This window comes from Nocardia sp. NBC_01503 (assembly GCF_036327755.1).
Classification (GTDB): Bacteria; Actinomycetota; Actinomycetes; order Mycobacteriales; family Mycobacteriaceae; genus Nocardia.
Window position 1 is genome coordinate 603,347 of record NZ_CP109596.1, and the last position, 13,578, is coordinate 616,924.

The window sequence follows — 13,578 nt, forward strand, 5'->3', positions numbered from 1 at the left end:
ATGACCCGCTCCGACTCCGCGCCCGCGTCCTGCCCCGTGACGGACACCGCGGCCGCGGCTTCCGGTATGAGCCGGACACAGACGCCGACCGGTGATCCGGCCTGGCTGGCCACCGGATACCACCTGGTGCGGGAGCTGTTCACCGAACCGAATCTGGGGCGTTCGCATCCGCATCCCGAAACCGCCTCCCGCATGGGTGAATCCGCGTTCTTCGGTGGTCCGGTCGGGAACTTCGCCAGTGAGCGCGCCGATCATCTGCGGATGAAATCCCTTTTACAGCCACACTTCTCGGTGCGCCGCATGCGGGAGTTCCAGCCGCGCGTGGAGGCGATCACCGCGCGGCTGCTCGATGAGATGCAGGCGCAGGGTTCACCGGCGGATCTGCATACCGCACTGGCGGTTCCGCTACCGTTGCTGGTGATCTGCGAACTGCTCGGTGTCCCGTATGAGGATCGGGACAGCTTCCGCGAGTGGGTGAGCGCGGTCGGCAATGTCTCCGATCGCGCGAAGGTCGAATGGGGTGTGGCCGAACTCTTCGAGTACTGCCGAAAATCCGTGGAGCGCAAGCGTCGTGATCCAGGCGATGATGTCACCTCGCGGCTGTGCGCCGATCCCGAATTGAGTGATCAGGAGATCGCCACCTTCGCGATGATGCTGTTGTTCGCGGGGCACGAGACCTCGGTGGTGCATATCGGGGTCGGGGCGCTCATGCTGCTCGGCGAACCGGCGCTGTGGCGCAGGCTGCACGAGAATCCGGCACAGCTGGCCACCGCCACCGAGGAGCTGCTGCGGGCCTGTGAGCCCACCGATCTGCCGCGTTATGCCCGCACCGATCTGGAGCTGGACGGGGTGCGGGTGGCCGCGGGTGATCTGGTGCTACTCGGGTTGACCTCGGCCAATCATGATCCGACGGTCTTCACCGAACCGAGCCGGGTGAACTTCGATCGGCAGGAGGGCTCGCACTTCACCTTCGGGTACGGGGTGCGCTACTGCATCGGTGCGCCGCTGGCACGAATCGAGCTGCAAGCGGCCTTCGGACAACTGGTTTCGCGATTTCCGCAGATGCGGCTGGCGGTGGAGAAGGAGACCCTGCTGATGCGGGACGAGGTCTTCACCGGTGGGCTGCGCACCCTGCCGGTGTGCTGGTGAGGCGGCACGCACCCTGCGGCTGATACTCGATTCGGGGAAATATCGGGGGAAATCCCGGTTGTCCGAATGGATTCCACTGCCGATGCTGGACGAGTGACTCCCCCACTCGAATCCGCGACCGCCGCCGATACCGATCCCGAGTATCCCGGGCCGCGCATGATGGCACCGCACCGGGTGCATGACCTGCGCGGCCGCACCATCCGCGAATTGCGTTATCCCGCAGGCGCGGCCGTGATCTTCACCGGTGTGCCGGGCGCCGGGAAGAGCACCGCCCTGCGAAAACTGTTCGGCGACTACCCGGATTCGCATCTGCCCGCCCGCAGCCCCTCGGGCGCGGTACTGGTCGATTCCCAGCAGTCCCGCAAATGGTGGCAGCACCGGGTGCGCGCCGTGCCGTATCCACTGCTGCTGCCGATCGTGCATTTCACGCACTACCTGCGCATTCGTACCGCACTGCGACACGCGGACGGTCCGGTCGTCATCCACGACTGCGGTACCCGGAACTGGGTGCGCCGCCTCGTCACGGCCTGGGCACGCGCCAACGGCCGGTCCATTCACCTGATCATGATCGACGCCCCCGCCGAACTCGCTCGCGCGGGCCAGATCTCACGCGGCCGCACGGTGGGCCGGCTGAGCTTCCAATGGCACTGCATGCGCTGGCAGCACTTGATCGACCGCGCCGGAGCGGGCGTAATGCCCGAGCCCGCACCGGATTCGGTGGTGATTCTCGACCGTGCGGCCGTCACCGCCCTCGACGAGGTCTCCTTCGCAGCCTGAGATCCGCCTCCTCCGCATATCGCGGCGTACCCCCTCATCACCCCGGGGTGCCACTCGTCATCCCGGCACGTTTCATCGAGGCCGCAACCCCGAGGAGGTGAGGTCCAGTAGCCGCTCCCAATCCCCGCTGCCGGTGCGGATGGTCGCCGAGATCGCGCCCACGAGCATGTAGACATCGCGGACCGTGCAGTCCGGGCGCAGGGTGCCCGCCGCTTGATCTCGAGCGATGATTTCGCTGATCACCGCCTCGAGCCGGGAACGGGTTTCGCCACGGGGTGAACATGCCCGCGGTGGCACGAATGACGCGATCGTCGAACTCGACCTCGAGGCCCTGCGCTGCGGCTCCACCCCACCCCCGCGCCTGTTGCAGATCTCCTCCCCCGGTGGCTGGGAGTGCTATCTCGAGGACCTCTTCGAGGCCGGTCCCAGCGCGCTCACCGATGGCGCGCTCGACCCGGTGAAGATCAATCCGATCGCCGCGAAGTACGACATCCGCTACGAGGAGACCGCCGCGCGGCGGGCGTGAACGCCGAAACGGCCGCGCCCCACACTCTCCGGTGCGGGGCACAGCCGAAGTGGCCGCGCGCGAGGCGGTCTCCGGTCAGGGAGCCAGGATCTCCAGGGCGCCCGGACGGGCGATGAAGGTGGCGGGCAGCATGCCCGCCGGATCCCCATCCGCCGTGGCGGGGGCATCGGGTGCGGTGAGGATGAGCCGGGCCGCGCGGTACTGGGTGCTGGCGGGATGCTCGATCCGCTTACCCGCCGACAGTGCGGGCAAGAGCCGCACCAGATCTCGGCGCGGCATGGCGCCCACCACGGTGAGGTCCAGCAGACCGTCGTCGATGACCGCGTCCGGGGCGATGAGCATGCCGCCGCCGTAGGTGCGGGTATTGCCGACCGCGACCATGATGGCGTCCTGCTCGATCACGGTGCCGTCCGGATGATCGGGCGATCCGTGCAGTTCGATGCGGTACGGCACCGCGAGCTTGCCGACCAGTTCGAGCAGGGCCGCGACGGTGTACCGCAGCGGCCCCTTCGGCCAGCGCATCTCATTGGCGCGCAGGGTGACTCGGGCGTCGAGTCCGGTGCCGGTGACCGTGGCGAACCACATGGGCCGCATGGCCGCCTCGGCCTGCACCGTACCCAGGTCGATGGTGCGGCTATTGCCGCGCAGCACCAGATCGACCGCGGCGACGGTGTCATCCGGAATGCCGACCTCGCGGGCGAGGTCATTGCCGGTGCCGCCGGGGACCAGCCCGAGCGGTACGCCGGTGCCGACCAGGGCCTGCAATACCACGCAGGTCAGGCCGTCACCGCCCGCCGCCACCACGGCATCGGCATGAATCGCGGGGTCCGCGAGCGCCTTTCGCACGCGATCCTCGGTATCGGCCGCCGAATCGCCACGGATCTCGGTGACCTGTACCCCACGCTCGGTGAACAGGTTGGCGGCGCTGATCGCGACCTGCACGCCCTTGCCGTGACCGGAGAGCGGATTGGTCACCAGCAGGATGGAGCGAATCTCTGTCACGGAATGAGCTTCCCAGGGTTCATGATTCCGGCGGGGTCCACGGCATTCTTCACCGCGCGCAGCACCTGGACGCCGAGATCACCGATTTCGCCGGTCATCCACGGACGGTGGTCCGCGCCCACCGCGTGATGGTGGGTGATGGTGCCACCGGCCGCGACAATGGCATCGCCGACGGCATGCTTCGCCTGCGCCCACTGCGCGATCGGATCCTGCGCCTGCTTGGCCACAATGGTGAAGTAGAGCGACGCCCCGGTCGGGTAGGTGTGCGAGATATGGCACATGACCAGGGCGGGAGTGCCCTGCGCGGTGAGCGAGTCCGTCAGCGCGGCGGTGACTTTCGCCTTCAGGTTGGCCAGATTCGACCAACCGGTAGCGGTTTCGAGGGTCTCGCAGAGGATTCCGCTGTCCAGCAGTGCGTCTCGCAGATACGGGGCGGCGAAGCGGCCGTGCTCCCACTCCCGGGCGGGATTCTCGCCGAGTGCGGTGCCACCGGCGGCGGTGAGCAGATCCGCGGCCTCGGTACCACGATGGGCGACATGCGCCGCGGTGCCCTCGAAGGTGGTGACGGCCAGGCAGCCGCCGACCGGCGCGCCACCGATATCCCCGGCGCGGGCCAGGTTGAGTCCGGTCTCGGCCTCATCGGACAGGCGCATCACGGTGGGTGCCGCGCCCGCTTGGATCACCGTGCGCAGCGCGTTCGCGCCGGTGGCGAAGTCCGGGAACGACCAGGCCTGGTACGCGGTGGTTTCCGGGACCGGGTGCACGCGCAGGGTGACCGCGGTGATGATGCCGAGGGCGCCCTCGGAGCCGGAGAAGAGTTCGCGCAGATCCGGACCGGCGGCCGAGGCGGGTGCCCGGCCCAGGTCGAGACTGCCCGCGGGGGTGGCGATTCGGAGCCGCTGGATCATATCGTCGAAGCGGCCGTAACCGGCCGACGCCTGACCGGAGGAGCGGGTGGCGGCGAAGCCGCCGATGGTGGCGTATTCGAAGCTCTGCGGGTAGTGGCCGAGCGAAAGTCCCTGTTCGGCAAGGAGTTCCTCGGCGCGCGGTCCGGTGAGACCCGCGCCCAGGGTGACGGTGCCGCTGATCGGATCGATCTCGGTAATGGTGTCGAGGCGACGCAGGTCCAGGGCGATGACGGCGGCGAAAATGCCTCGGGCCGGGTCCAATCCGCCGACGACGCTGGTGCCGCCACCGAAGGGAACCACGGCAATCCCACTCGCGCTGCAGTATTCGAGCAGCGCCAGGACCTCATCGTGGTCGGCGGGGAATACGACCGCGTCGGGGGCGTCCTGGGGAGCGGTATCGCGGCGGCGCAGCAGATCGGGGGTGCTCTTGCCACCCGCGTGGCGTAGGCGGTCACGGTGGTCGAGGGAAATATTCTCCGCACCGACCACCGTGCCGAGCCCGGCATGCTGTTCCGGGGAGAGAGCCGATGCGCGCAGCGGCACGTCGCCCTCATCGCGACGGGTCGCCGGCTCACCGGACACCCCGAATACCTGCGCGAGCAGTCCCCGAATTTGTTCGGGCAACGGTTTATGTCCGGACGGGGAGCCCCAGGCGTCCCACACCATACTCGCGCGGGCTTGGGGCTCGCCCGGGTTTTCCGTCGATGCGGAGGCTGCTCGTGTGTCGACCATGCGTTACAGTCTGACATAGAATGTCAAGCAGTAACGAAACCCTCCCAAGGATGGTGGCAGCCATGGCCTCGACCGAACCAGCCACCGCCGTCGATCGGGCCATCCTCGATGCGGCGCGCGCCTGTGTGGCCGAGTTCGGGGTGCGCCGCACCACGCTCACCGAGGTCGCGCGGCGTGCGGGTGTGAGCAGGCCGACCGTCTATCGGCGCTGGGCCGATACCGGGTCGCTGGTGGCGGATCTGCTGGTGCGCGAATTGCGCGAGATCATCGCCGAGGCCATACCCGCGGGCGGCACTGCGCGCGCCCGGCTGGTCGGCGCGATTGTCGGCGGCGGATCGATGATGCGGCGGAATCCGCTGTTCGCCAAGATCTTCCGCACCGACGCCGATGTCATGCTCACCTATGTCTTCGAACGACTGGGGCGTAATCAGCGCGCGCTGATCGCGCTGTTCGCCGAATCCATTCGAGAAGGCCAGCGGGACGGGTCCGTTCGCGACGGCGAGCCCGAACAGCTCGCGGCCATGCTGCTGCTGTTGGCGCAGTCCGCGGTCCAATCCGCGGGCACCGTCACCGATTTCCTCGACTCCGATCAACTCGACCGCGAGCTCACCCGGGCCATCGACGGGTACCTGGCACCGGTCGAACAGCGAAAGGGCTTCTGATGAACGGCACTTCGACTCGGTCCGATTCGGCGCTCAATGCCGCTCGGCGGCAACGGGAATGGGCCGAGCTCGGCGCGGGCGAGACCATCGACGTGCTGGTTATCGGCGGCGGAATCACCGGGGCCGGTGTGGCATTGGACGCCGCGGCACGCGGGCTGCGTACGGTGCTGGTGGAGAAGCACGACCTGGCGTTCGGGACCAGCCGGTGGAGCTCCAAGCTCGTACACGGCGGGCTGCGGTATCTGGCCAGCGGCGGGGTGGGTATCGCGCATGAGAGCGCGGTGGAGCGGGATATCCTGCTCACCCGCACCGCGCCCCATCTGACCCGGGCGCTGCCGCAGGTGGTGCCGCTGCTGCCGAATATCGGTGTGGCACAGAAGACTTTGGTGCGGATCGGATTCCTGGCCGGGGACGTGCTGCGCCGGACAGCGGGGACCGCGGCCGCGGTGCTGCCGCGGTCGCGACGGGTGGCGGCCGCCGAGGCGCTGCGGCTCGCGCCGACCGTGCGACGGTCCGGATTGCGCGGTGGACTGCTCGCCTGGGATGGACAGCTCGTGGATGACGCCCGCCTGGTGGTGGGCATCGCGCGCACGGCCGCTCTGCACGGGGCTTCGATTCTCACCCGGGTGGCGGCGACCGAGGTCACCGGGACCTCGGCCATCCTCACCGATCAGCTGACCGGTGAAACCCTCTCCGTCACAGCGCGGTCGGTCATCAATGCCACCGGGGTCTGGGCCGATCAGGTGGACCCGAGTATCGAGCTGCGGCCCTCGCGCGGCACCCATCTGGTGTTCGACGCCGCCGCCTTCGGTGGACTCACCGCCTCGCTGACGGTGCCGATTCCCGGCAGTACCAGTCGCTTCGTCTTCGCGTTCCCGGCCGCGCACAATCGCGTCTACCTGGGGCTCACCGATGAAGAGGCACCCGGACCGGTGCCCGATGTCCCGCACGCCACCGCGAGCGAAATCGACTTCCTGCTCGATACCGTCAATACGGTGCTGCGAGAACCCCTCACCCGCAACGATATTCGCGGCACCTACGCGGGTCTGCGCCCGCTGCTGCGCACCGGCGGCGACAGCACCGCCGATATCTCCCGTGAGCACGCGGTCCTCACCTCCCCCACCGGGGTGATCACCGTCGTCGGCGGCAAACTCACCACCTACCGGAAGATGGCGCAGGACACCGTCGACGCCGCCATCGCGCACGCCCACCTCACCGCCGCCCCCTGCCGCACCCGCGATCTGCCCCTGGTCGGCGCGGTCTCGGGTAGGGCCCGCGACGGTATCGAAGCCCCGAACCTGCTGGTGGAGCGCTACGGCAGCGAGGCGACCGCCATTCTCGAACTCATCGAGGAGAATCCGGCCCTGGCCGAACCGGTCGCCCCCGGAATCGACGTCACCGCAGCCGAATTCGTCTTCGCCACCACCCACGAGGGCGCGTTGGACATCGACGACCTGCTGGACCGCCGCACCCGCATCGGCCTGGTCGACTCCGACCGCAAAGCCGCCACCCCCGCCGCCGAAGCCGCTTTCCCTCACCCCGACTGAATCCGCGCCCCCGGAACCAAACCACGCGCACACGGCCATCCGGGGGCCGCCACCCGGTCACCTTCGAGACCGCCTCGCCCCCGTCATCCCGGCATGGGTTTGGCCGGGATCCACACCTGACAGAGAACCAGCCGCTCTCAGAAGAAGACGTTGCAGCCGGAGCCGGTGGGCAGGCCGGTGCCCACGGTGAGGTCGAGCCAGGGAATGACGTCCTCACCAGGGGCCGTGTGCTGAACGATGGTGATGCGGTGCGCCCCCGGGGTGGCGGGGGTCCAGCGGCCTGTCGCATGCGCCCCGGTGGGTTCGGCCACCGCGAATTGGATGCCATTGTCGTAGAAGACGACAGGTGTGGACGGGTCGTCCACATAACCGTTGATCACATAGCTGCAACCGGTCCCGTAATTGGTCGCCGAGCCGAAACTCGGACCGGGCTCCGCGCCGACCTGGGTGGCGGTGGCGGCGGCGGGCGCGGCCAGCACGGTGAGGGCGACCGCGCCGATACCCGCGGGGACGGCCATTGTTCGGAGCGTTGCCAGCGCGCGGTGGGTGACCCTCTCGCGGCTGGCCCTCGCACGGAGGGTGACCGCGCTGTGGGTGGCGGCGACCGGGCGGGTGGCGCGCCTGTTCCTGGTGATCGTGCCCATAGGGTTCGGTCCTCATCGGGTGTGCCGGAGCCGGATGCACCGGAACGATCTTCCGATCCTCGCGCGCCGCACCCGCCCGCGCGGAGTATTGCCGCAAATCTGGCGAGTCCGCTGCCTCCCGAGGAGTGTCGGTGGCGACCAGTCCGGTCCGGACCTCCCGGCGCACACGCGGACCTGGGAGGCGCGAACCGGTCGGGACAATTCGCGACCGCTGCGGGATCGGCGCGAACGGACCTATGCTGGGCTGCGATATTGGCGAGCGCCGGAATAGGAGGCGCGAATGGGGCGGATTCCGACCGCTGTCGGGCTGATGCGCGGGGATGGGCTGGTCGCACGGTTCGGCAATGTGGTCATCTATCTGGCCGGGGCGAGTCCGTCGACGGAACGGATACTCGGTGCGGCCGAGACCGCGGCGACCGCGGCCGATCCCGGGGTGGCGATCGCGCAGCGGCTGGCGGCGACCGTATTCAGCAGCGGATCGGCGCAACCACCGTCATTCGGGGTGGTCGCACCGACCGCGGGCGGAATCCTGGTGCTGCTGCGCGGACCGATCCGCGCGGTCGTGGACGGACCGGAGGGGACGCGACAGCTCTCCGGAGTGCGGGCCATGACCTGGGTCGACGAGATCCTGCGCGATCCGGTGCGCAAACTCGCGGTCGCGGCGGAGACCGATCCGGGCACCGTCATCGCACACACCGACCTGCGCTCGGGCGTGGTGGCGGCGGGCGGATTCATCGTGAACGCCCCACCGTCCGGCATCACCACTCAGCCGCGCGCCACCGCCGCACCCAAACCCGCCCCACCCGAAACCCATCCCGCCACTCCGACCTACGACTCGACCAAACGCGCCCCCATCCCCACCCCATCGCACACCCGCTTCTCCTCCCCCGGCGGTTCCGAAGCGCTGCAACGCGATTCCGCCGCCGATATCGAGAGCTCGACCCCGACGCGCCACACCTCCGGTGATTCGGAACCGATCCGCCGCGCGGCGGGCGCCTCCGAGCCGGTCCGGCCCACGCCGGACGATTCGGAGCGGAATCGGCGGCGGGCAGCCACCACACCCGCGGTGCCGCCACCCGAGGAGACGCAGGCCATTTCGGCCTTGGAGGCCGAGGAATCGCGGGCCGCGGCGGATCTACCGAACCTCACGAAGGCTGTGCGGCACAACGGGACTCCGGCGAATTCGGCCGCGGCGGAGACACATCTGGACGCCGCCGATCAGCCACCCACCGCCGCCCACGACTCGAAAGCCGCTGCCGCCGAGGAGGAACCACCCCCCAAGGTGAAACCGATTACCGGTCAACCGGAACCGGAAACCGACAAACTCGGTGGCCGCCCCGGCGCTCTCACCACCGTCGACGGTGCGGTCTACCCGCTCGACCGCCCCTACGTGATCGGCCGCGACCCCATGATCGACGAATCGGTCCGCCGCGCCGCCGCCGCACCCATCGTCATCCCCCGCGACCGCCACGTATCCCGCGTCCACGCCCACGTTTTCATCGACAAGGGCACGGTCCTGGTCCGCGACGCCGCCACCCCCGGCGGCACCTACCTCGCCGCGCCGGGTGCTCAGGACTGGATCCGCGTCGGCCAGCGACCGATGGAGTTGAAGCCCGGCTGGAGCCTGCGCGTGGGCGACCGCATCCTCACCTACCGCCCCAACCCCGCCCGCCACTGACCCGCGACCCCGCATCAGGCCCGTTCGCGCATGCGGAGTACACGGACGTAGCGGAAGCGTTTGCCGACGCGGCGGCAGCCGATGGCGAGGGCGGCGCCGGCGGCGGCTCCCGCTGCGGCACAGACGATTACGGTGACGAGGGCGGGTTCCTGACCGAGTAGCACCCAGGCCGCGCCGACCATCGCCGTCCCGAGCAGTCCGGCGCTCAGGGTCAACCCGACCGTGGCGGCGATGCGGGAGCTGCCATGGCGCAGGGTGCGGGCGTTCGATTCGGCGTAGGCGGCCGCGAACAGGAGCAGGAGCAGCAGGCCGATCGCGGTGGCGGTCGTGGTGGCGCGCTGGGTGGAGTGCACCCCGATGCGATAGGCCGCTACCTCGGAACCATTGCGGGACAGGGTCAGTTCGCCGGTCAAGTCACCGGCGAGTACATAGGGATTCACCGGTGGGGATACCTCGACCTGAGTGCCCGGCGGCAAGTCGGTGGTCGCGCCACCGACCTTGGCCCCCAACATATTCAGGGACAGTCGAGCCGAATCCGCCTCCACCCCGGTCACCGTCAGCGGCACAGGCTTGGACAGGTCCAACTGCACGCGGCTCACCGCGGCCGGGTCCACGCCCGCAATCCGAACGGTCCCCGCGGCCGGAATCTCCCGCCCGGGTCCGGACCCGATCCCCAGTACCGCAGCCCCGCCGACCATGACGGTCAGCACCGCCGCCGCCACGAACGGCAGCCGAGGCGAGCGCAGTGTGACGACCCGCTGCACCGGCACCAGATCCTTGCGATCCACGTCGACGAGTCGAACCCCGTTGTGCTGAAGGGGTTCCAACGGCCGCACCCGCGTCATCGACCCACTCATCCACCCCGCGGCAGCCCGTTCCCGGCTGCGATCCCGCGGCCGCATGCCCTGCGGCGCAGCCGGTGTCGGAAGCCGCGGCCCCGATCGTTCGCCGCCGTATGCCCGGGTCGAGGGATATGACGGCCGGCCATTGCGGAGGGTGGGGTCCGGCGGTCGGTTCGGTCCGGGTGGGGTCCGGCGTTCGCCCTCGAATCCACCCGACGGGTTCGGTGTCGGTCGCCAGCCTCGGCCGAAACCGGGGCGGAGTTCATGAGGCGCGGGCGTCCCCGACGGCTGCGGCGAGTCGCGGGTCACGCCGTTATCCCTGCGCGGTGCGGGATTCGGGGTCGGCCCGGCCCCGCCCGAGGGGTACGGATCAGACCCCGGCCGCCGATCGGGGCGGGGGAAGGGTTGGGGTGTGAAGGGCCGAGCGCCACCGGTGGCCGCGGCGACAATGGTGTCGGCCCCGATCAGCGGAATACCGACGGGCGTCAACCAATTGGCGCCCCAGCAGTGGGCGGCGGGTTCGGCCAGGGCGATACCGAAGTGTTCGGCGGTGTCGAAGCGTTCGGCCGGATCGGGGGCGAGACCGCGCATGACCGCTTCGGCTATGGGTCGCGGGACGGTGGGGGCGACCGAGTCGAGGGGGACGGGGTCGCCGTAGGCGTGGGCGAAGAGCATGGCCATGGCGTCGGCACCGGGCGGAAAGGGCAGGGTGCCGGAGAGCAGTTGGTAGAGCATGGCGGCCAGGGCGTAGACGTCGGTGGACGGTGAGAGTTGCTGGCCGCGAACCTGTTCGGGGGCGATATAGGACGGGGTGCCGATGATCTCGCCCGCGCGGGTGACGAGAGTTTCCTCGCCGCCGATTATCTTGGCTATACCGAAGTCGGTGAGTTTGAGGGTGCCGTTGACGGAGAACATGAGGTTGGACGGCTTCACGTCCCGGTGCAGAATGCCGTTCCGGTGCGCCGCGTCCAGGCCCGCGGCGCAGGAGAGTGCCACCGCGACCGCCGCAGTCGCCTCGAATCCCGCTGTGACGAACCGGCTTTCGACGGTTCCGCCGGGCAGGTACTCGAGCACCAGCAGGCACATATCCTCGTGCTCGATGAAGTCGTACACCGGCACCACATGCGGATGATCCAGCGCCGCTATAACTCTCGCCTCGGCGACGAAGCGTCGTCGCACCTGCGTATCGTCGGCGAACTGCGGTGGAATCTGTTTGATCGCCACCCGCCGATTCAATCCGCGATGCGTCCCGGCCAGCACCACCCCGCAGCCGCCCCGCCCCACCTGCCCGTCCACCACATATCCGGGCAGGGCCGCGCGCACCCGCGCGATATCGTCCCGCGTCAGATCCCGCACACTCATCTCCCCGCACCTCCGGGCCGAAACCGCCACTCCCCCGGTGTATTCCGAATGGTCGGCTCATCCTCGGCGGCCGGGACCGGCTTGCGTTCCACCGGCTCCCGCCCGATCGTCTCCTCCTCGACCGAACCCTCCGGCCGCACGACCGGGCCGCCCGGGCCCTGAGACACGACGGTTTCGAGTTGGTCGGGCGCGAGAATCGGAGTGCCGCCGGGACCGCGCACGATGGGCGCGGGTCCCACCGAGCGGTGCTGCTGCGCATAGCCGCCGACAACCGGCATCGGATGGCTGGGAGTTCTCCCGGGGTTGAACGGAGTCGGGTACGGGGTGGGATACCGGGCCGGTTCGGGATTCGAATCGGGGTAGCCGTGGGCGTCGAGTTCCCTTGCCGCAGCGAGGTCTTCGGCATCCAAGTCCAGGTCGCCGGGTGGGCGCGGGGTGGGCGAGAGATATCCCGCGAGGAAGAACACGGTGGCGGTCACGCCCGCCAAAGCCAGCCAGAGCGCGGTGCCCGGAACCCACCAGCGGGCCACCGAGGCGGTGAAGCCGATCATGAGACCGATACCGATACCGGGGGCCAGCAGCCGAAGGCCACGTTGCCAGCGGTTCACCGAAAGGCGATGCCTGGCAACGGTCAAGGCCGCATCGGCAATGGCCAGAGCGGTCAGGGCGGCGAGGATGATGCCGAAGAGTCCATAGACGGACGCCAGTGAACCGCGCACGTCCACCACGGTGTGTGTACTGGTGAGCGGTTCACCGTCGGCGCCGATCAGCGTCAGATCGGCGCCTATCAGACCGGTGGCCTGGCCATCGAGTCCCGCCGGGTCCAGACGGTAGGTCAACTTATCGGATTTGCCCGCCGCGACGGTCAATTCGACCGAGGTGGAGTACGAGAAGAAGTTCAGCCCCAGCACGTGCCCGGCCAGGTCGACACGGCGCACCGTCACCGGCTCGGCGGTGCCGTTGACGACCTCGACCACCACCTGACTGACCTCGGCCGGATCGAAGCGAACGGGATTGCGCGCATCGGCCCCGGAGATGGCGCGCCCCTCGATGGTCGCGTTGGCCGTGACACCGCCCGCCGCCGAACCCGCTCCAGCACCGAAAAGCACTGTGCCACCGAGTAATACGGCCATCACACCGGTGCAGGCGCGGCTGCTGCGACGGATATTCATCGGGGCCTCCGGGCGGGCAGATGGGATACCAGTCGGTGGCCGAAGAACCAGCCGCCGATGAGCAGGAAGAACAGCAGCACGGTCGCGGTGGCTGCATTGCCGCCGACCTGGCTGACCAGTACGACATCCAGGGCGGCCGCGAGCTTCGGCCCGCACTCCGCGGTCACCTCATGATGACCGATATCCGTTGTGCCCGTGGACATTGTGGCATCGAAACCACCGTCGGCGCGGGCGCGGGTATCGATGGCGTTCGCACCGCCGATGGAGAGCTTCACCTCGGCATTGGGATCACAGCCGCGCCCGCTCACCGTCACCGTCGAACCGGGCGATACCGCGACCGGATTCACCGACAGGCCGGTATTCGCCGGGAACACGTCATTCGACTTCGGGTTCGCGGGTTGTCCGGTACCCGGATCCGGCTGCGGGACCACGGTTTCGCTCGGATTGTCGGGCGGATTCGTGGTCGGCGGATTCGTGGTGCCCGGATTCGGCTTCCCGCCACCGGGATTCGGATTGCCACCGCCGGGATTCGGGTTACCGCCGCCGGTCTCACACTTGCCGCTCGCGGGCTGCACCG

General features: G+C 69.2%; 13 protein-coding genes. 6 read left to right on the top strand and 7 right to left on the bottom strand.

Translation table 11 applies throughout. The features are described from left to right. Both OHB26_RS02705 and OHB26_RS02710 read left to right on the top strand, forming a co-directional pair. Window positions 1–1,149 carry a cytochrome P450 gene (locus OHB26_RS02705; protein WP_330182651.1) on the top strand — a complete coding sequence of 383 codons (1,149 nt, stop codon included), beginning with the start codon at window positions 1–3 and terminating at the stop codon, window positions 1,147–1,149. A 93-nt stretch (window positions 1,150–1,242) separates the two neighbouring features. Further along, window positions 1,243–1,926, top strand: coding sequence for an AAA family ATPase (locus tag OHB26_RS02710; RefSeq protein ID WP_330182652.1), 684 nt, complete (start codon window positions 1,243–1,245; stop codon window positions 1,924–1,926). Between the two features lie 72 nt (window positions 1,927–1,998). On the opposite strand, the gene OHB26_RS02715 is transcribed toward OHB26_RS02710, so the two are convergent. Beyond that, window positions 1,999–2,169 carry an SbtR family transcriptional regulator gene (locus OHB26_RS02715; protein ID WP_330182653.1) on the bottom strand — a complete coding sequence of 57 codons (171 nt, stop codon included), beginning with the start codon at window positions 2,167–2,169 and terminating at the stop codon, window positions 1,999–2,001. Between OHB26_RS02715 and OHB26_RS02720 the strand changes: the two genes are divergently transcribed. Further along, window positions 2,153–2,452 carry a hypothetical protein gene (locus tag OHB26_RS02720; RefSeq protein WP_330182654.1) on the top strand — a complete coding sequence of 100 codons (300 nt, stop codon included), beginning with the start codon at window positions 2,153–2,155 and terminating at the stop codon, window positions 2,450–2,452. The genes OHB26_RS02715 and OHB26_RS02720 overlap by 17 nt on opposite strands. Before the next feature lie 75 nt (window positions 2,453–2,527). Here OHB26_RS02720 and OHB26_RS02725 read toward each other — a convergent pair whose 3' ends face one another. Both OHB26_RS02725 and OHB26_RS02730 read right to left on the bottom strand, forming a co-directional pair. Continuing rightward, a complete protein-coding gene (locus tag OHB26_RS02725) occupies window positions 2,528–3,454 on the bottom strand; it encodes a YegS/Rv2252/BmrU family lipid kinase (RefSeq protein WP_330182655.1) in 927 nt (308 codons plus the stop codon). Beyond that, window positions 3,451–5,028 carry an FAD-binding oxidoreductase gene (locus OHB26_RS02730; RefSeq protein ID WP_330185473.1) on the bottom strand — a complete coding sequence of 526 codons (1,578 nt, stop codon included), beginning with the start codon at window positions 5,026–5,028 and terminating at the stop codon, window positions 3,451–3,453. Before OHB26_RS02730 ends, OHB26_RS02725 begins: the two co-directional genes overlap by 4 nt. A gap of 128 nt (window positions 5,029–5,156) precedes the next feature. Between OHB26_RS02730 and OHB26_RS02735 the strand changes: the two genes are divergently transcribed. Both OHB26_RS02735 and OHB26_RS02740 read left to right on the top strand, forming a co-directional pair. Further along, a complete protein-coding gene (locus OHB26_RS02735) occupies window positions 5,157–5,756 on the top strand; it encodes a TetR/AcrR family transcriptional regulator (protein WP_330182656.1) in 600 nt (199 codons plus the stop codon). Beyond that, on the top strand, window positions 5,756–7,303 hold the full coding sequence (locus tag OHB26_RS02740) for a glycerol-3-phosphate dehydrogenase/oxidase (RefSeq protein ID WP_330182657.1): 1,548 nt from the start codon (window positions 5,756–5,758) through the stop codon (window positions 7,301–7,303). Before OHB26_RS02735 ends, OHB26_RS02740 begins: the two co-directional genes overlap by 1 nt. A gap of 137 nt (window positions 7,304–7,440) precedes the next feature. Here the strand turns inward: OHB26_RS02740 and OHB26_RS02745 are convergent, their stop codons facing one another. Beyond that, window positions 7,441–7,821 (bottom strand): hypothetical protein, encoded by a 381-nt coding sequence (locus OHB26_RS02745; protein ID WP_330182658.1) that lies wholly within the window; start codon window positions 7,819–7,821, stop codon window positions 7,441–7,443. A 406-nt stretch (window positions 7,822–8,227) separates the two neighbouring features. Between OHB26_RS02745 and OHB26_RS02750 the strand changes: the two genes are divergently transcribed. Beyond that, entirely contained in the window at window positions 8,228–9,625 is a 1,398-nt protein-coding gene (locus OHB26_RS02750; RefSeq protein ID WP_330182659.1) for an FHA domain-containing protein, read from the top strand. 14 nt (window positions 9,626–9,639) lie between these two features. Here the strand turns inward: OHB26_RS02750 and OHB26_RS02755 are convergent, their stop codons facing one another. From OHB26_RS02755 to OHB26_RS02765, 3 genes are read right to left on the bottom strand one after another with little or no spacing between them, the layout of a single operon-like run. Continuing rightward, window positions 9,640–11,829, bottom strand: coding sequence for a serine/threonine-protein kinase (locus tag OHB26_RS02755; RefSeq protein ID WP_330182660.1), 2,190 nt, complete (start codon window positions 11,827–11,829; stop codon window positions 9,640–9,642). Beyond that, on the bottom strand, window positions 11,826–13,001 hold the full coding sequence (locus OHB26_RS02760) for a hypothetical protein (protein WP_330182661.1): 1,176 nt from the start codon (window positions 12,999–13,001) through the stop codon (window positions 11,826–11,828). Before OHB26_RS02760 ends, OHB26_RS02755 begins: the two co-directional genes overlap by 4 nt. Continuing rightward, window positions 12,998–13,576, bottom strand: coding sequence for a hypothetical protein (locus tag OHB26_RS02765; protein WP_330182662.1), 579 nt, complete (start codon window positions 13,574–13,576; stop codon window positions 12,998–13,000). Before OHB26_RS02765 ends, OHB26_RS02760 begins: the two co-directional genes overlap by 4 nt. Between the last annotated feature and the right edge of the window lie 2 nt (window positions 13,577–13,578).